This window comes from Burkholderia sp. BE17, assembly GCF_009362305.1.
Lineage (GTDB): Bacteria > Pseudomonadota > Gammaproteobacteria > Burkholderiales > Burkholderiaceae > Burkholderia > Burkholderia pyrrocinia_C.
The window spans coordinates 24,441-42,387 of record NZ_WHNU01000012.1; the positions used below are offsets into that span (position 1 = coordinate 24,441).

The window sequence follows — 17,947 nt, forward strand, 5'->3', positions numbered from 1 at the left end:
CGAACGGCTGCGGCAACGTCAGCGTACGTCGTGCCGGCGACGGCTTCGCTCATCGTGCCGCGCTCAGATCTGCTCCATCCCGAAGCGCGCGAGCGCGCCCAGATCGACGACCTCGATCTGGTTGTACGCGAGCCGCAGCGCGCCGAGCTTCTCGAGCTGCTGCAGCGCCTGGTTGATCCGCTGCCGCGACACGCCGACGAGCATCCCCAGTTCCTCCTGCGAGATCGACAGCGACGGGCCGGTGTCCGGGTACAGGGCTGGGTTGAAAAGCTGCGCGAGCGACTGCGCGACGCGCGCATCGACGTCGAGCAGCCGGCTGTTCTGGATCGACGCGATGAATTCGCCCATCCGGTTGTTCAACTGGTGGATCACGAAGCGCGTGAACGGCAGGCTCGTGTCGAGCAGCGCATGGAACGTGTCGACCGGCACGAACAGCACGGTCGAGCGCTGGATCGCGACGACCTCGTACTTGCGCAGCTCGCGCTTGATCACGCTGCCTTCGCCGAACCAGCCGCCCGACGGCACGCCGGAAAACGTGCAGCCGCGCCCCGACGCATTGAAGATCGCGAGCTTCAGCAGCCCGCGATGCACGCCGATCCAGTATTCGGACGGCGCGAGCCGGTGCGCGATCACGGCGCCGGCCTCGCACTGCTCTACGTGCGACTGCGCGAGCACCAGCGCCTGATGCTCGGGCGCGAGCGTGCGGAACCACGCGCACTGGCCGAACAGTGTCGACAGCGCCGGCAGCGGGCCCGGTTCGGGAAGCGCGTCGGCCGGGTGGGCGGCCGAGTCGGGCGGCGCAACGTGGTGGTCGTGCATGGGTGCGGGTTTGCGAGGTTAGGGATAACGCGCAGCGCTCGAAAGGCACTCTGTCGTTTCGATGACAGACGGCTCACAATAACGCCCGTTAGGCTGTCGGCAATTGAACCACATCAAAACGATCCGGGGTGCATGCACCCCGGTCGACAGAACACGGGAGACAGGATCATGACGCAGATGTTCGAGGCCGGACTCGGCCGCCGCGATGCCAATTACGTACCGCTCACCCCGATCGACTTCCTGGTCCGGACGGCGGAAGTCTATGGCGAGCGCCTCGCGATCGTGCACGGCGACGTGCGGCAAACGTGGGGCGAGACCTATACGCGTGCGAAGCAGCTGGCGAGCGCGCTCGCGCGGGCCGGCGTCGAGCGCGGCGACACCGTCGCGGCGCTGCTGCCGAACATCCCGGCGATGGTCGAGGCGCACTTCGGCGTGCCGATGGCCGGCGCGGTGCTGAACACGATCAACACGCGGCTCGACGTGCCGTCGGTGATCTTCATGCTGCGTCACGGCGAGGCGAAGGTGCTGATCGTCGACACCGAATACGCGGAGCTCGCGCAGCGCGCGGCGCTCGAGGTGCCGGGCCTGAAGATCGTCAGCGTCGCCGATGCGATGCCGGCCGATCCCGAGCGTTTCGCGGGCGCGACCGACTATGAGGCGTTCGTCGCCGGCGGCGACGCCGACTACGCATGGACACCGCCCGGCGACGAATGGGATGCGATCGCGCTGAACTACACGTCCGGCACGACCGGCGACCCGAAGGGCGTCGTCTACCACCATCGCGGCGCGTATCTGGCGGCGATCAGCAACATCCTCGAATGGGACATGCCGAAGCACGCGGTGTATCTGTGGACGCTGCCGATGTTCCACTGCAACGGCTGGTGCTTCCCGTGGGCCGTCGCGGCGCGCGCGGGCGTGAACGTGTGCCTGCGCAAATTCGACGCGAAGACCGTGTTCGACCTGATTCGCCGCGAACGCATCACGCACTATTGCGGCGCACCGATCGTGCAGAGCGCGATCGCGAACGCGCCGGCCGAATTCCGCGAAGGGATCGACCACACGGTGCACGCGATGGTCGCGGGCGCGGCGCCCGCGCCGGCGGTGATCGCGAAGATGAAGGAGATCGGCTTCGACCTGCTGCACGTGTACGGGCTGACCGAGGTCTACGGCCCCGCGACCGTGTGCGCGAAGCAGTCGCACTGGGAAGCGCTGCCCGATGAAGAGCGCGCGCGGCTCAATGCGCGCCAGGGCGTGCGCTACCACCTCGAAGCGGGCGCGACGGTGCTCGATCCCGACACGATGGCGCCGGTGCCGGCCGACGGCGAGACGCTCGGCGAGATCATGTTCCGCGGCAACATCTGCATGAAGGGCTACCTGAAGAACCCGCACGCGACCGACGAGGCGTTCCACGGCGGCTGGTTCCATACCGGCGATCTCGGCGTGCTGACGCCGGACGGCTATATCCGCATCAAGGATCGCCGCAAGGACATCATCATCTCGGGCGGCGAGAACATCTCGAGCATCGAGGTCGAGGACGCGCTGTACCGGCATCCGGCCGTCGCGGTTGCGGCCGTCGTCGCGATGCCAGACCCGAAATGGGGCGAGGTGCCGTGCGCGTTCGTCGAGCTGCGCGAAGGCGCGCGCGCGACCGAGGAGGAGATCGTCGCGCACTGCCGGCAACTGCTCGCGGGCTTCAAGGTGCCGAAGGTCGTGCGCTTCGGCGAGCTGCCGAAGACGTCGACCGGCAAGATCCAGAAGTTCCAGCTGCGCAATGCGGTCGGATCGGACAAGGCGATCGACCTGGCGGGCGACAAGAAGTAGGCGGCGGGCGGCCACCGGCCGCCGCCGGCTGACGCTCATGCGTCGCGCTCGAGCCGGAACACGCTGACGGCTTTGGACAGTTGCGCGGCCTGGTCGCGCAGTGCGACGGCCGCGCGCTCGGCATCCGAGATCAGCGTCGCGTTCTGCTGCGTGGCTTCCCCGATCTGCGTGACGGCCTGGTTCACTTGCTCGATACCGGCCGATTGCTCTCGCGATGCGGAGCTGATCTCGCCGATCAGCGTGCGGACCTGATCGACGCGGGCGACGATGTCGCGCATCGTGCCGCGCGCCGCGTCCGCGATTCGGTAACCCTGTTCGACGGTCGTCGACGATTCGGCGCTCAGCGCGTCGATTTCCTTGACCGCGGCCGCGCTGCGCTGCGCGAGCGCGCGCACTTCGGCCGCGACCACCGCGAAACCCTTGCCGTGCTCGCCCGCGCGCGCGGCCTCGACGGCAGCGTTCAGCGCCAGGATGTTGGTCTGGAACGCGATGCCTTCGATCGCGCCCGTGATTTCGGCGATCCGGCGCGTTGCGCGGCCGATTTCGTCCATCGTTGCGACCACGCGCTGCACCGCCGCGTCGCCGTCGGTCGCGGCGGCCGATGCGTTCGCGACCAGCGTGTTCGCTTGCGCCGCATGCTCGGCGTTCTGCTGCACGGCGGCCGTGATCTGCTCCATGCTGGCCGCCGTCTGCTCGACGCTGCTCGCCTGCGTTGCGATCCGCGCGGCGATGTCGCCGCTGCCGGCCGCGATGCCGACCATGCCGCGCGCGATGCCGGCCGAGCCGCTGCGCACCTGCGCGACGATCCGCGCCAGGCCGTCGCCGATCCCGTCGACTGCCTGCACGAGCCGGCCGATCTCGTCGTTGCGCGTGGCGCCGCGTGCCGCCTCGCCGTCGCGGATTCGCACGCTGAGGTCGCCCGCCGCGTAGCGTTCGGACGCGCGTGCCGCCGCGTCGAGCGGCCGGCTCACGACGCGCTTCACGACCACGACGAACAGCGCCGCGAACGCCGCGACGAGCACGCCGGCGATCATCAGGAAGCGGTCGCGGAGGGTGCGCATGCCGGCCAGCAGTTCGTCGTCGATTGCGATGCCGCCGACCAGCCACTGCCACTGCGGAATCGTCGTGAACGACACGAATTTCGCGGTTGGCTGGCCGTCGTGCGCGGCCGGGTCGGCCGACGTATACGCGAGCCGGCCCTGGCCGGCCGCGAGCATTTGCGTGTACGGCGCACGCGTGTCGTCGGCGCGTTGGCCGGCTGCATCGGGATGGACGACGAAGGTGCCGCGCGATGCGCCCGGAGAGGCGTCGAGCACGAAGTAGTAGCCGTTCTCGCCGACCTTCAACGCACGGATGCCGTCCTGGACGACTTGCAGCTCGGCGCCGACGTCGAGACCGACGAACAGCGCGCCGATCACGCGGCCGGTTGCATCGGTGACCGGCTTGTACTGCGTGATGTACTGCCGACCGAACAGTTTGGCGAGGCCCGTGTAGCTGCGCCCGGCGACGAGCGGAGCGTACGCGGGGCTCGCGCGATCGAGGCGCGTGCCGACCGCGCGTGCCCCGTCCTGTTTCTTCAGCGACGTCGTGATGCGCACGAAATCGTCGCCGTCGCGCGCGAAGATCGTCGCGATCGCGCCGCTTTTCTTCAGGAACTGGTCGGGAATCGAGTAATCGAGGTCGAGCGGTTGGCCGCCCGCGGAAAGCGTGGGCGCGGCGACGCCGCCGATGTCGACGGTGCGCGCCGGGTCGAGCGAGAAATCGGCCGGCAGGAAACTCGCGAACAGCGACATCGAGCGACTGGCTTCGGCCGACAGCGCCTTGTCGAACATCTCGACCATCGCACGGATCGACTGCTCCTTGTCGGCGATGCGCGCGTGCGCCTCGTCCGCGAGTTGCTGGCTGGCAAAATGAGCGAGCGCCCATGCGAAAACGGTGAACAGCAGTGCGACGAGCGCGCACGCCGGCGCGGCAAGGCGCGCGCCGACGCTCACCCGGCCCAATTGGGTCAATCTCATACGGCATCCTGAGTGGGGAGGGAGAGGAGCGGAACGCACGCGTCACCGCACACCGTAAGGAATACGGCAGCTTCGACGAATTCTTTAGCGGTGCGAAGCCGGTGGCGGCGTGCGCAGGCGCCGTCGGCGGAGGAAAGGTCGCGTCGGTACCGTCGGTACCGTCAGTACGTCACGAGCCACGCGACTGCCAGATAGCGGCCGACCTTCGCGAGCGTGACGATCGCGACAAAGGTCGGCAGCGGCTCGCGCAGCACGCCGGCAATCATCGTCAGCGGATCGCCGATCACCGGCGCCCAGCTCAGCAGCAGCGACCAGCGGCCGTAGCGCGCATACCAGCGCTCGGCGCGCGCGAGCGCGGACGGCTTGACCGGAAACCAGCGGCGGTCGCGGAAGTGCTCGATGCCGCGCCCGAGCGCCCAGTTGATCACGGAGCCGGCGACGTTGCCGATGCTCGCGACGAGCACCAGCGCCCACACGGGTTCGCGCCCGGCGAGCAGCAGGCCGGCGAGCACGGCTTCGGACTGGAGCGGCAACAGCGTCGCGGCGACCATCGACACGGCGAACAGGCCGCCGTAAGTGAGCAATTCGGACATCGCGCGATTGTACCGGCCGAGCACCGGCCGCCGTGGGTCACATTGTTAGCGGTTTAGCGGTTTAGCGGTTTAGCGGTTTAGCGGTTTAGCGGTTTAGCGGTTCAGCGGTTCAGCGGTTCAGCGGGTCGCAGGGGCAGGCGGCATCGGCCGTGCCGAACAGCAGGTGCGAGATCACCGACTTGTCGACCGGTTCGTCGTTGAGCGTGCTCGCGAGCAGTTCGCCCGCGAGCTGCTGCGGCGAGAACACCATGTCGGGTTTCAGCAGGCGCAGTCGTTCGAGGTTGCGCTGCTGGTTCACGAGCGCGACCGTGCGCACCGACGGCGCGATCTCGCGGATCGCGAGGATGATGAACGCGTTCTCGGCGTCGTCGGAGCGCAGCGCGAGCACTGCACGCGCGGTCGCCGCGCCGGCGCTTTCCAGTACTGCGTGGTCGGTTGCGTCGCCGACGATCAGGTCGGTCGCCGCCGCGTAGTTGTGCTCGACGCCGGCCGGCACGACGACGGTCACCGCGTAGCCGCGCTTGCGCAGCCCGTCGTGCACCGCATGCGCGACGGGCGTCGCGCCGACGATCAGGAAATGATGCTTGCGGATCACGTTCGAAATGCCTCCCTTGACGATCCGTTTCAGATTGCCGCCGATCACGGGGCCGACGACCGCGCTGATCGACGTCGCGAACACCGTGATGCCGAGCACGATCACCGAGGCGGTGAACAGGCGTGCGGTCGGTGCGTGCGGAACGATGTCGCCGTAACCGACCGTCGACATCGACACGATCGAGAAATAGACGGCGGTGGCGAGATCGTGGACGGGCGGCGTGAATTCGTCGCCGAGATACAGCACGCCGAAGGTCGCGTAGATCAGCAGCGACACGATGCTCAGCAACGCGAACAGGCTGCTCGCGGCGACGCTCGCGCGGTCGAAATGCCGCCAGTAATAAAGCAGCGCGACGACCAGCACGGCCGTGTACACGAACACGGCGTGGCTGCGATAGCCGCCGAGCATGCTGATCGCGGCGGCCGCGACCAGCAGCAGGATCGACAGCACCCAGGCGACGCGGGCGCGCAGCACGATGCCGATGGCCATCGTCGCGAGGCCGGCCGCGACGACGACCTGCGGCAGCACGACGAGCCCCGCGTTGTCGACGAGGTTCAGCGCATCGGCAAGCCATGCGTGATGCACGCCGAGCTTTGCATGCTCGACGACGGGCCGCAGCACCATGAACGCATCGAGCGCGAGGAGGAGGGCGAGATACCAGTGCAGGCCGACCGGCGCGAACAGGCGCCGCAGGCGGGTAGTGACGTGCTTCATCCAGTCGCCCGGCAGGCCGGGCATGTCCAACGAACCAGGCGCTACCCTAAAGCATTCGGCGATCGGCTGCTTTTTCGCGGGGCCTGACGGCTGCCGCGATGAAGTGCATACGCGTGGTCGCTCAGTTCCAGCCGACCATGATCGCGCCCATCCCGACGAGCAGACCGCCCGTCACGCGGTTCATCGCGCGCATCCGCGCCGGCCGCTGCAACGCGCGGCTCAGCCGGTGCGAGAACAGCGCCATCGATGCGACGCCGCCCGCGAACAGCAGCGCGAACGTCGTGGCGAGCAGCAGGAATTGAAGATTCAGGCTCCGGTCGGCAGTCGGGCTGATGAACTGCGGAAAGAACGACGGAAAGAACAGCAGCGTCTTCGGGTTCAGGCCCGACGTCGCGACGCCGCGCCAGAACAGCGCGCGTCCGGTGTCGGTGTCCTGCGGGACGATCGCGGCTCCGGCTTCCGCCAAAGCGGCAGGCGCGTTTGCCGGTGCGCGACTGAGCCATTGCTTGCCGCCGAGCCACACGAGATACGCAGCGCCGGCCCAGCGCAGCACGGTCAGCGCGTGTTCATTGATGTGGACCAGCGAATTCAGGCACAGCGCGGTCAGCGCGAGTTGCAGCATCACGGCGAGCGTGCCGCCCCACACGCACGGCAGCGCGCGGCGCCAGCCGGCGCGCAGCGCCTGGTTCATCGTGAGCAGGTTGACGGGGCCGGGCGCGTAGATGAGAACGGCGGAAGCAGCGAGGAACGACAGATAAAGCCTGAACGACATGACGGGAAGTGCGGGAAGGGGACGCAGGCACCGGCTCCGCACGCGGTCGGACAGGCGTGCGGGCGGCGGAGGAATCGCATGCCTGCTTGTCCGGCACCGCAACTCGTGATTGCGGCCGTGCGTCCCGGTGCGAAGGGGTTGTCGCGGGGAGCGTGCCGGGCAACAGGCATGGTGAAAATGTATCAAGCGAGCCGATTAAAAGGCTTCCTGTTTTCCAGTAAAACGGGCCTGAAACAGGAATCATGTTCAGATAGAATGCCGATTTTCAGTAGAAAATTCTTCTCATCATGGCCAACCGCGAACGCATGCCGAAAACGCTCGACAATCAGGATCGCAAGATCCTTGGTGCATTGCAGAAAAATGCGCGCCTGTCGAACGCCGAACTGGCCGAACAGATCGGCATGTCGACGACCGCGTGCTGGAACCGCACGCGGCAGCTCGAAGCCGACGGCTACATCGACGGTTACGTCGCGCTGGTCAACCAGCGCATGCTCGGCTACGCGGACATCGTGATCCTCGAAGTCACGCTCGATCGTCACGAGGACGACGCGCTCGCGCGTTTCGGCGCCGAACTGGCGGCGCTGCCGGAAGTGCTCGAGGCGTATCTGGTGTCGGGCGAGTACGACTACTGGATCAAGGTTGCCGTGGACGGTACGGCCGGCTACGAGCGGTTCCTGCGCGAAAAGCTGTACAGGATCTCGAGCATCCGTCACAGCCGCTCGATGTTCGCGCTGCGCTGCATGAAGGATGTGCCGTCGATCCAGGTGTGAGGGGGGCGGGGCGCGTGTTGCCCGTCGTCCGCGATCGGCATGCGCGGACGTCGTCGACGCGCAATGCGCACTGGCCGGCGCGCGCACCGGGCCGTGATGGAAGGCGAAACGAAAGCGCTTGAATGCCTTCGGCAAGGTTGCCGTCACCGGTGGTTCACCCACGGTCAATATCCTGCTGGTCGTTACGAATTATTACCGCTCGTTTCGGTTGGGGCGGTGAAAACGTTCTCATTCGACGAACAGGAGCATCCGTGTACAAAATTCTCGTCCTAGCCGGAGCGGTTGCCGCGACATTGACTGCGTGCAACAGCGATTCCGTGAACACGACCGCGACACTCGGCGACACGACGTCGACGCTGCTGTCGACCGGACAGCGCATCACGCCGTCGGCCGCGCCTGGCGCGACGCTCGTCGCGCTGAATCCGGGGCTGCAGGACGTGCCGGACCTGATCGCCGGCCAGCCGGTGTCGGAGGCGCTCAGTCCGGACCGCAAGACGCTGCTCGTGCTGACGAGCGGCTACAATAACCGGCTCGACGCGGGCGGCAAGCTGATCAATGCCGATTCGAACGAGTATGTGTTCGTGTTCGACGTGTCGGGCGGCACGCCGGTGAAGAAGCAGGTGCTGCCGGTGGCGGATACCTACGTCGGCATCGCATTCGCGCCCGACGGCCAGCATTTCTACGTGACCGGCGGCGGCGACGACAACCTGCACGTGTTCGCGCTATCGCAGGGCGTGTGGGGCGAAGCCGGCGCGCCGATTGCGCTGAATCACAAGGGCGGCAACGGCCTCGGCAGCTCGCCGCTCGCGACCGGCGTCGACGTGACGGCCGACGGCAAGCGCGCGGTCGTCGCGAATCGCTATCACGACTCCGTCACGCTGGTCGATGTCGCGGCCGGCGCCGTTCTGGCCGAACGCGATCTCCGGCCGGGCAAGAGCGGCGGCGCAGCGGGCGCGCCGGGCGGCGAATATCCGAACGCGGTGCGCATCGTCGGCAACAAGACCGCCTACGTGTCGAGCGAACGCGATCGGGAGATCGTCGTCGTCGACATCTCGACCAATGCGCCGCAGGTCGTCACGCGCATCCCGGTCAAGGGCAATCCGAACAAGATGGTGCTGAACCGGGCGCAGACGCGCCTCTATGTCGCGTCCGACAACGCCGACATCGTGTCGGTGATCGACACGACGTTGAACAAGGTCGTGTCGAGCGTGTCGACGGTAGCGCCCGCGGGGCTCGTCACGGAAATGCAGTATCGCGGCGCGTCGCCGAACGGGCTCGCGCTGTCGCCGGACGAAACCGCACTGTACGTGACCAATCGCGGCACCAACGACGTCGCGGTCGTATCGCTGTCCGGCGATACGGCGAAAGTGACCGGACTGATTCCGACCGGATGGTATCCGTCCGATGTCGCGGTCGGCGCGAACAACGCGCTCTACATGGTCTACACGAAAAACATGCCGGGGCCGAATCCGGGCAACTGCAAGGACAGCGGCCGGACCGTGCCTTGCCCGGTCAAGAACTCGCCCGTGCACCTGGTGGAGAACCAGTACATCGAGCAGTTGAGCAAGGGCGGCTTCATGTGGATGCCCGCGCCGGACAGCGCGACGCTCGGTCTGCTGACGAAGCAGGTCGCCGACAACAACAGCTTCAATGCCGCGCTCTCCACGGCCGACGTCGCGACGATGAACGCGCTGCGACAGAAGATCAAGCACGTGATCTATATCGTCAAGGAGAACCGTACGTATGACCAGATCCTCGGCGATCTGGGCCGCGGAAACGGCGACCCGTCGCTGGCCGAGTTCCCGGACGCGACGACGCCGAGCATGCACGCGCTCGCAAAGACGTTCGTCACGCTCGACAACTTCCACGATTCCGGCGACGTGAGCGGCAACGGCTGGCCGTGGTCGACCGGCGCGCGCGAATCCGACGCCGGCGCGAAGATGCTGCCCGTCAACTATGCCAGCAGCCCGGTGCGCAGCGGCTCGCGCGGCGGCTCTTACGACTGGGAAGGCCAGAACCGAAACGTCGACGTGGGCCTGACCGGCGCGCAACGCACGACGGCGAACCCGCTCACCCCGGTCGACCCCGACCTGCTGCCCGGCACGGCCGACGTGTCGGCGCCGGACGGCCCGTCCGACGCCGTACAGCAGGGTTATATCTGGAACGCCGCGTTGCGCGCGGGCCTGACGGTGCGCAACTACGGCTTCTTCATGGATATCTCGCGCAACGGCGGCCCGAACGCGATTCCGATGGATCGCGCGCCGTTCGCCGACAACAAGGTGCAGGGGTACAGCGTGACGCCTGCGCTTGTCGATCGCACCGATCCGTATTTCCGCGGTTATGACAACGCGTATCCGGACCTGTACCGCGAGCTGGAGTGGGAGCGCGAATTCAACCAGTTCGTCGGCAACGGCCAGATGCCCGCGCTGACGCTGTTGCGGCTGCCGCACGACCATACCGGCAGCTTTGCGTCGTCGCTGGACGGCGTCAACACGCCGGAGCTCGACATGGCCGACAACGACTATGCGGTCGGCCGCGTCGCGCAGGCGCTGGCGAACAGCCCGTATGCGTCGGACACGCTGATCTTCATCGTCGAGGACGATGCGCAAGACGGGCCGGACCACGTCGACGCACATCGCAGCACGGCATTCGTGATCGGGCCGTACGTGAAGCAGAACGCGGTCGTCAGCACGCATTACACGACGGTCAACATGATCCGCACGATCACGGAGGTGCTGAATCTCGATCACCTCGGGCTGTTCGACGCGACACAAGGGCCGATGACCGACGTGTTCGACATGAGTCAGTCGAAGTGGACGTACAAGGCGGTTGCGTCGGGCCTGCTCGCGAATACGCAGTTGCCGATCCCGGCGGGCGACATCAAGACGGCCGCGCTGAAGCCGACGCACGGGATGCGCTACTGGGCAGCGGTCACGCGCGGGATGGACTTCTCGGTCGAGGACCGGCTCGATGCGGTCGCGTACAACAAGGTGCTGTGGAAGGGGCTGATGGGGGCGAAGGCATACCCGGTGCGGCCGGGCGACACGCAGCAGGCGACGCGGCGGCACGACGACGATGACGATGCGCGGCCGGCGACCGCGAAGCATGCGGTGAAGGGCTGACGCCCGCCCGTCGCTTGAACCTGGCCGGGAGACCGGCGCAGGCCGCGGCGGACAGCATGCCCGAGTGCAAATGACGGTCCGCTCGACGGACCGTCATTCATTTCAAACTGGTGTAGCCCCGGTCGTACCGCTCAGTGCGGGAGGCGCGCGTGCGCTTCGGCGATGACTTCGCAGTTCTCGAGGTGGAGTTGCCAGGCTTCCGCAAGCAGCTCGCCAACACGTGCGAGCCAGCCAGTGGATTGGGTGGAACGATCGGAGACATTAGACGTTTGCATGACGAAGCCCCATTTAGGTGGCGAGTTAGGGATAACCCTAATCATAGCGAAACGTCACCGCTTTGTGAAATGCGATTTCGTTATATGAGAATTACTGACAATTTGTGTTGCTGCTTCGCAACATGAATTGGGGTGGTCCGTCAGGTAGCGGACAGGCGCGAGAAGGCCGTGGCGAGCGCACGGCCTTCAACGAGAAAGAGAGGGGAATCGAGCGACGGAGAGGAAGGCGGCGGCGATTACCGGCCGATCCACCCGAACCGCCACGACAGCCGCCGCGTCGCGGCGAGCAGCGTCTGCGCGAGGTCGCTGTCCGGCCCGCGCGGGAAGCCGCGCGATGAGCCGATGATCGCGATCACGAGCCGGATGCTGCCGGTGTGGTCGAACACGGGCGCGGCGACCGTCCCGATACCCGGCACCGGCGCGTCGAACGCGAAATCGAGCGTGTCCGCGCGGATCGCCGCGAGCCGCGCGCGGAATGCGTCGTCGGCCTGCGCGGGGCCGCTGCCGGCGAGGCGCACGGGCTCGCTGGCGAGCAGGTCGGCCAGCACGTCGTCGGACATGCCGGCCGCGAAGATCCGGCCGATCGCCGTATTGACGAGCGACATCACGGTGCCGACCTGCAGGCTCACGTGCTGCGGCCGCGCCGATTCCTCGAGGCGGATCACGGTCGGGCCGAGCGGCCCGAGCGTCGCGGCAGCCACGCTCATGTCGGTCGCGGCGGCCAGCGCGACGATCTCGGCTTCCGCGTCGCGCGTCGGCGACACGCGCTGCATCGCGATCAGGCCGAGCGCCTGCCCGAGCGGGCCGCCGTCGAAGCAACCGGCGTCGTCGCGGCTCAGCAGGCCGATCTTCTGCAGGCTGACGAGATGCGGAAACGCCTTTGCCGCCGGCATGTCGGCCGCCGCCGCGAGATCGCGCAGCGGCAGCGCGCGGCCTGCCGATACCAGCGCGAGCAGCAGCTCGCCGGTGCTGTCGAGCGCGTTGATTCCGCGCTGCGCTTTCGCGTCGTCGGCCAGCGCGGGCGGCACGCGCGGAGCGCCCGCCAAGGGGGCCGGCGGCGGTTCCGAAACTGCCGCGCCGAGCGACGCGGTGGCCTGCCGCGCCGCATCGCGCAACGCGGTCGCGATCGGGCCGTCCCAGCCGACATCGATCGACCCGCTCGAACCGATCACCGTCAACGCGAGCTGCAGGCGCCCGTGCGCGTCGAATACCGGCACGCACATCGCGCTGACGCCGGGGCTCGGCCGGTCGACGCTGCGCTCGATGCCGCGCGCGCGGATCGCGTCGCGTTCGGCCAGTTGTGCTGCGGCGTCCGGCGCGGGCTGCGGGCCTTCGGCGCCGGCGAGCGTATCGCCCGCGCCGGCCTGGCTGGCCGCCATCGCGTCGAGTTGCGCGGGATCGCCGAACGCGCGGAACACGCGGCCCGTCGCCGTCGTGTCGAGCGACATCACTGAGCCGACATGCAGGTTCACGTGCAGCGGATAGCCGCCGTGCTCGATGCGCACGATCGTCGGGCCGAGCACGCCCGGCACCGACAGCGCGACGCTCAAGCCCACCGCTTCCGCGAGCCGCGCCGCGTGCGGCAGCGCCGCGCGGTAGGCAGGCTGGCGCTCGATCGACATCAGCCCCAGCCGCAACGACAACGGGCCCGGCTCGTAATTGCCGGTGATCGCGTCGCGCTTCACGAGCGCGAGCCGCGTCAGGCTGACGAGATAGGTGTGCGCCTGCGCGGTCGACAGGTCCGCTGCCGCGGCCAGCTCCGACAGGCCGAGCGGCTTGCGCCGGCGCGCGAGCGCGTCGAGCAGCCGGCCGCCGACCTCGACACTCTGGATCCCGCGCTGCGCCTTGGGCGGCGCGTCGTCTGCGCTGACTTCGTGGTTCTGCACGCGATGAATCTTCCGTTGACGAAACCCCGCATGGTATCCGACGCCATTTATCGCGCCAGCCCGCAGGTTTACCCGTATTAAACAATAGCAAGTGACTTTGTCATTGACAAATAATCGATGCGGGAAGATGATCCGCTCACACCCCTCAACACATGGCTCGCAGCCACGGAACGCAACATGGCCAAAGCATTCGCCTCCCAAGCCGATCTGGAAGAGAAGAAAGTCACCTGGACGCAGTTGTCCGAGAACGCGTACGCGTACACCGCCGAAGGCGACCCGAACTCGGGCGTGATCATCGGCGACGACAGCGTGCTGATCGTCGACACGACCGCGACGCCCGCGATGGCGCAGGACCTGATCGCGAAGATCCGCAGCGTGACCGACAAGCCGATCAAGCACGTGGTGCTGTCGCACTACCACGCGGTGCGCGTGCTCGGCGCGTCCGCGTATTTCGACGAAGGCGCGCAGCACGTGATCGCGAGCCGCGGCACGTACGAGATGATCGTCGAGCGCGGCGAGGCCGACATGAAGTCGGAGATCGAGCGTTTCCCGCGCCTGTTCGCCGGCGTCGAGACGGTGCCCGGCCTGACCTGGCCGACGCTCGTGTTCGAGCGCGAGATCACGCTGTTCCTCGGCAAGCTCGAAGTGAAGATCATGCATGTCGGCTCGGGCCACACGAAGGGCGACACGATCGTCTGGCTGCCGTCGCAGAAGGTGCTGTTTTCGGGCGACCTCGTCGAATACGACGCCGCGTGCTACTGCGGCGACGCGCAGCTCGAACAGTGGCCGGCCACGCTCGAGGCGCTGCGCGCGCTCGGCGCCGAGAAGCTCGTGCCGGGCCGCGGCCCCGCGCTGCTGAATCCGTCCGACGTGAACAAGGGCCTCGACTACACGAAGGATTTCGTCACGACGCTGCTCGCGCAGGGCCGCAAGGCCGTGGAGCGCAATCTCGACCTGAAGGCGTCGATGGCGCTCACGCGCGAAGCGATGGATCCGAAGTTCGGCCATGTGTTCATCTACGAGCACTGTTTGCCGTTCGACGTGTCGCGCGCGTTCGACGAGGCGAGCGGCATCAAGCATCCGCGCATCTGGACGGCGCAGCGCGACAAGGAAATGTGGGCTGCGCTGCAGGACTGAGCGGCACACGGCGGCGGGGCGTTCGGATGAACGCGTCGCCGTTTCCCTGAGGGCTGCGGGTTCCGCTGAGGCATTGCGCCGCGGTTCCGGCAGCCATATCCGGTCTCACAAGAAAGCAGGGCGCATGCACGCCCTCGGAGACTGCTGCGCGCTCGAATCGCGCGGCCCGTTTGGAGAGAGACATGCCCCAATCGCTTCCCGCCGAAGCGACGCTCGCGCACACGAGCGCTTCGGTATCCTCATCGACGTCCGAATCCGGCGACGCGCTGCTGTTCCGCAAGATCGCGTGGCGAATCGTCCCGTTCCTGTTCCTCTGCTACGTCGTGTCGTTCCTCGACCGCATCAACATCGGCTTCGCGCAGTTGCAGATGAAGCACGATCTCGGCTTCAGCGATGCGATGTACGGCCTCGGCGCGGCGGTGTTCTACGTCGGCTACGTGTTCTGCGAAGTGCCGAGCAATCTGCTGCTCGCGCGTTTCGGCGCACGCCGCACGTTCACGCGGATCATGCTGCTGTGGGGCATCGCGTCGACCGGGATGATGTTCGTGTCGCAGCCGTCGCATTTCTACGTGCTGCGCTTCCTGCTCGGCGTGTTCGAAGCCGGCTTCTTCCCCGGCATCGTGCTGTACCTGACCTGGTGGTTCCCCGCGAACCGGCGCGCGGCGGCGATCTCGGTGTTCTTCGCGGGCGTCGCGGTGGCCGGCGTGCTCGGCGGCCTGATGTCGGGCTGGATCATGCGCGACATGAGCGGCGTGCTCGGGCTGCACGGCTGGCAATGGATGTTCGCGATCGAAGGCGCGCCGGCGATCCTGCTCGCGTTCGCCGCGTTCACGTTCCTCGTCGACCGGCCGCAGGACGCCGCTTGGCTCACGTCCGATGAAAAGGCGCGCGTCGCCGCGCTGTGCGCGGACGGCCGCGGGCACGGCGGCGCGCACGACGGGCGCAGCCTGGCGGCCGCGCTCGCGAACCCGCGCGTGTACCTGTTCGCGTTCATCTATTTCTCGCTGACCTGCGCATCGCTGACGCTCAATTTCTGGATGCCGCTGATGATCCGCGACTTCGGCGTGACCGACGTCGTTGCCGTGAGCCTCTACACGGTCGTGCCGAATGCGGTCGGTGCGGTCGGGCTGATCCTGATCGCGCGCCGCTCGGACCGCACCGGCGAGCGCCGCAAGCACTTCGCGTGCTGCACGATCGGCGGCGGGCTCGCGCTCGCGGCGCTGACGCTGCACCTGCACAGCTTCGCGGCGATGCTCGCGTGCCTGTCGATCGCGGCGACGCTGATCTTCGCCGCGCTGCCGATTTTCTGGGCCGTGCCGACCCGCTACCTGTCGGGCAACGCGGCCGCGGCCGGGATCGCGCTGATCAGCAGCATCGGGATCACGAGCGGCATCGTCAGCCCGTGGGTGATCGGGATCATTCGCACGCGCACGGGCAGCATGGATCTCGCCGTGTACCTGCTGGCCGCGCTGCTGGTCGCCAGCGGCGTCGCGCTGATGCTCGGCGTGAAGGGCGAAGCCGCGCTCGTACGAGCGGAAGCGCAACATTGATCGTGAGGTCGGGCGATCGGGCGGCTGGTGTTGTCGCCGTCCGGTTCGACGCGGGTGGTCCGTGCCGCTTCGGCTACGCCCGATACACCTCGATCCGGTTGCGGCCGCGATCCTTCGCGAGATAGAGCGCCTTGTCGGCGCGCGACAGCGACTGGTACGCGCCGAAGTCGGACTCGCGCATCGCGTCGATGCCGATGCTGACGGTCAATTCGACCTGTTGGTTCTCATGCATGAGCCGCGCCAGCATCGCGCGTTGCTGCAGGCGCCGCGCAAACGCGATCGCCGTATCGAGGTCCGATCCCGGCAGCACGATCGCGAATTCCTCGCCGCCGATCCGGCCGACGATGCCGTCCGGCCCGGTTTCCGCGAGCAGCAGCCCCGCGAAATGCCGGAGCGCGCGGTCGCCGAGCGGATGGCCCCAGCGGTCGTTCAGCGCCTTGAAGTGATCGAGATCGAGCATCAGCACCGCGGCGGCCCGGCCGGTCGCGCGCACGCCGCGCAGCGCAGCTTCGCTTTGCCGCATGAACGCGTGGCGGTTCGACAGTTGCGTCAGGTGGTCGGTCGTCGCCATCCGCTGCAGTTCGGCCTCGATGCGCTTGCGCTCGGTCGCATCGGTGATGAAGCCGTGCCACACGGTGCCGCCGTCGGCCATGCGTTGCGGGCGCGCATCGCCTTCGCGCCAACGCAGGCCCTGGCCGGGCAGCAGCACGCGATATTCGAGGCGCCACGGCGTCAGTCGCGCGGACGATTCATGCAGCGATTGCCGATACGCGATCAGGTCGGCCGGATGGATCCGCGTCTCGACCGCCCCCGCGTTGCGGGCGATCTGCTCCGGTGTCAGTTCGTAGACGTCGCGGATACCCGCACTCGCATAGGTAAAGGTGCGGCGCCCGTCGGCCGCCTGCCGTAGCTGGAACACGAGCCCGGGAACCTGGTCGGTGAGATCCGTGACGAGCGCGGCCGAGTCGCGCAGCCGCGCGGCGAGTTCGCGCAGCGCCGTGATGTCGGTGGTCGTGCCGACCATGCGCAGCGCGCGGCCGTTGCCGTCGCGGCTGATCACCTTGCCGCGGCTGCGGATCCATTTGTACGTGCCGTCCTTGCAGCGGATGCGGTGCTCGACCTCGTAGCTGTCGGTCCGGCGCTCGAAGTGCGCGAGCATGGCCGCCTTCACGTCGTCGGCATCGTCCGGATGCAGCCGTTCGTACGCATCCTCGATCCGGCAGCTCAGCTCGTGCGGCGCGTAGCCGAGCATCGCCTTCCAGGTCGGCGAGTAATGGATCTCGCCGGTTTCCACGTTGCGATCCCACACGCCGGTGCCGCTTTCGGTCAGCGCGAGCGTCGTCAGCGTGCTGTGTTCCTCGACGATGCCGAGCCGTTCGCGCAACGCGGCTTCCGCGATGGCGCGGGCGAACGCGCGTTCCGCGAGCGACGCGAGGTCGTGCAGGAATGCGCGTTGGGTGGCGTCGAGTGCCAGGCCGGTGTAGCCGGCGAGGCACAGCGCGCCTAGCGCGGTGCCGTCGGGCGTGGCCAGTTCGCAGGCTGCGACGACCTGCGGCGTGTGAAACGGGCCGTTGCCCACGTCGGGCACGACGAGTCGTCCGCCGGCAAGGGAATCTCGCTCGACGCTTGGCGGGAAGGCATTCGGCGGAAGCGTTTCGGGGAGCGTCCCGTCGGACGCCAGCAAGCATTGCGCGCCGGCTTGCGCGCGCGCGACGAACGCGCCGGCCGTGCCGAAATGCGCGCGTGCCACGCGGCATACGGTTTCGAGTTCGGGGAGCGCCGGCAGATCCGGCGAACGGTCGGCCGATATGCGCGGGGAAACAAGCGGGGAGACGGGCATGCTGCCGGTCTCGGTGGTGCACATACGAAGCCGCA

General features: G+C 67.7%; 13 protein-coding genes. 5 read left to right on the plus strand and 8 right to left on the minus strand.

The annotated features are described in order from the left end of the window. Positions 1-63: 63 nt before the first annotated feature. Positions 64-819 carry a Crp/Fnr family transcriptional regulator gene (locus GD429_RS12425; RefSeq protein WP_152857200.1) on the minus strand — a complete coding sequence of 252 codons (756 nt, stop codon included), beginning with the start codon at positions 817-819 and terminating at the stop codon, positions 64-66. 168 nt (positions 820-987) lie between these two features. Here GD429_RS12425 and GD429_RS12430 point away from each other — a divergent pair, with 168 nt between their 5' ends. Next, positions 988-2,640 (plus strand): acyl-CoA synthetase, encoded by a 1,653-nt coding sequence (locus GD429_RS12430; protein ID WP_152857201.1) that lies wholly within the window; start codon positions 988-990, stop codon positions 2,638-2,640. Positions 2,641-2,675: 35 nt separating this feature from the next. Here the strand turns inward: GD429_RS12430 and GD429_RS12435 are convergent, their stop codons facing one another. The 4 genes from GD429_RS12435 to GD429_RS12450 form a co-directional block, all read right to left on the minus strand. Continuing rightward, positions 2,676-4,658 carry a methyl-accepting chemotaxis protein gene (locus GD429_RS12435; RefSeq protein ID WP_152857202.1) on the minus strand — a complete coding sequence of 661 codons (1,983 nt, stop codon included), beginning with the start codon at positions 4,656-4,658 and terminating at the stop codon, positions 2,676-2,678. 161 nt (positions 4,659-4,819) lie between these two features. Continuing rightward, positions 4,820-5,251: a YqaA family protein gene (locus tag GD429_RS12440; RefSeq protein WP_105390013.1), complete on the minus strand. Its 432-nt coding sequence runs from the start codon at positions 5,249-5,251 to the stop codon at positions 4,820-4,822. 109 nt (positions 5,252-5,360) lie between these two features. Continuing rightward, positions 5,361-6,560 carry a voltage-gated potassium channel protein gene (gene kch / locus GD429_RS12445; protein WP_152857311.1) on the minus strand — a complete coding sequence of 400 codons (1,200 nt, stop codon included), beginning with the start codon at positions 6,558-6,560 and terminating at the stop codon, positions 5,361-5,363. 121 nt (positions 6,561-6,681) lie between these two features. Then, entirely contained in the window at positions 6,682-7,332 is a 651-nt protein-coding gene (locus tag GD429_RS12450; protein WP_152857203.1) for a LysE family translocator, read from the minus strand. Between the two features lie 287 nt (positions 7,333-7,619). On the opposite strand from GD429_RS12450, the gene GD429_RS12455 reads away from it, so the two are divergent. Together GD429_RS12455 and GD429_RS12460 are read left to right on the plus strand one after the other, a co-directional pair. Further along, positions 7,620-8,102, plus strand: coding sequence for an Lrp/AsnC family transcriptional regulator (locus GD429_RS12455; RefSeq protein ID WP_152857204.1), 483 nt, complete (start codon positions 7,620-7,622; stop codon positions 8,100-8,102). Between the two features lie 251 nt (positions 8,103-8,353). Next, positions 8,354-11,224, plus strand: coding sequence for an alkaline phosphatase family protein (locus tag GD429_RS12460; RefSeq protein WP_321574564.1), 2,871 nt, complete (start codon positions 8,354-8,356; stop codon positions 11,222-11,224). 131 nt (positions 11,225-11,355) lie between these two features. Here GD429_RS12460 and GD429_RS12465 read toward each other — a convergent pair whose 3' ends face one another. Both GD429_RS12465 and GD429_RS12470 read right to left on the minus strand, forming a co-directional pair. Then, positions 11,356-11,499 (minus strand): hypothetical protein, encoded by a 144-nt coding sequence (locus GD429_RS12465; protein WP_227791625.1) that lies wholly within the window; start codon positions 11,497-11,499, stop codon positions 11,356-11,358. Between the two features lie 236 nt (positions 11,500-11,735). Beyond that, positions 11,736-13,385, minus strand: a complete 1,650-nt coding sequence (locus GD429_RS12470) for an IclR family transcriptional regulator (protein WP_321574566.1) — start codon at positions 13,383-13,385, stop codon at positions 11,736-11,738. A gap of 177 nt (positions 13,386-13,562) precedes the next feature. On the opposite strand from GD429_RS12470, the gene GD429_RS12475 reads away from it, so the two are divergent. Both GD429_RS12475 and GD429_RS12480 read left to right on the plus strand, forming a co-directional pair. Further along, the gene (locus GD429_RS12475) at positions 13,563-14,522 is read left to right on the plus strand and encodes an MBL fold metallo-hydrolase (RefSeq protein ID WP_152857207.1); all 960 of its coding nucleotides are present in this window, start codon (positions 13,563-13,565) and stop codon (positions 14,520-14,522) included. Positions 14,523-14,704: 182 nt separating this feature from the next. Continuing rightward, entirely contained in the window at positions 14,705-16,072 is a 1,368-nt protein-coding gene (locus GD429_RS12480) for an MFS transporter (protein WP_152857208.1), read from the plus strand. 73 nt (positions 16,073-16,145) lie between these two features. On the opposite strand, the gene GD429_RS12485 is transcribed toward GD429_RS12480, so the two are convergent. Further along, entirely contained in the window at positions 16,146-17,912 is a 1,767-nt protein-coding gene (locus GD429_RS12485; RefSeq protein WP_227791626.1) for a sensor domain-containing diguanylate cyclase, read from the minus strand. Positions 17,913-17,947 lie beyond the last annotated feature (35 nt).

What these genes read in the sequence shown, in the direction of transcription:
- GD429_RS12425 (WP_152857200.1), bottom strand. Translation starts at nt 819, where the DNA reads ATGCACGACCACCACGTTGCGCCGCCCGACTCGGCCGCCCACCCGGCC.
- GD429_RS12430 (WP_152857201.1), top strand. Translation starts at nt 988, where the DNA reads ATGACGCAGATGTTCGAGGCCGGACTCGGCCGCCGCGATGCCAATTAC.
- GD429_RS12435 (WP_152857202.1), bottom strand. Translation starts at nt 4,658, where the DNA reads ATGAGATTGACCCAATTGGGCCGGGTGAGCGTCGGCGCGCGCCTTGCC.
- GD429_RS12440 (WP_105390013.1), bottom strand. Translation starts at nt 5,251, where the DNA reads ATGTCCGAATTGCTCACTTACGGCGGCCTGTTCGCCGTGTCGATGGTC.
- kch (WP_152857311.1), bottom strand. Translation starts at nt 6,560, where the DNA reads ATGAAGCACGTCACTACCCGCCTGCGGCGCCTGTTCGCGCCGGTCGGC.
- GD429_RS12450 (WP_152857203.1), bottom strand. Translation starts at nt 7,332, where the DNA reads ATGTCGTTCAGGCTTTATCTGTCGTTCCTCGCTGCTTCCGCCGTTCTC.
- GD429_RS12455 (WP_152857204.1), top strand. Translation starts at nt 7,620, where the DNA reads ATGGCCAACCGCGAACGCATGCCGAAAACGCTCGACAATCAGGATCGC.
- GD429_RS12465 (WP_227791625.1), bottom strand. Translation starts at nt 11,499, where the DNA reads ATGCAAACGTCTAATGTCTCCGATCGTTCCACCCAATCCACTGGCTGG.
- GD429_RS12475 (WP_152857207.1), top strand. Translation starts at nt 13,563, where the DNA reads ATGGCCAAAGCATTCGCCTCCCAAGCCGATCTGGAAGAGAAGAAAGTC.
- GD429_RS12480 (WP_152857208.1), top strand. Translation starts at nt 14,705, where the DNA reads ATGCCCCAATCGCTTCCCGCCGAAGCGACGCTCGCGCACACGAGCGCT.
- GD429_RS12485 (WP_227791626.1), bottom strand. Translation starts at nt 17,912, where the DNA reads ATGCCCGTCTCCCCGCTTGTTTCCCCGCGCATATCGGCCGACCGTTCG.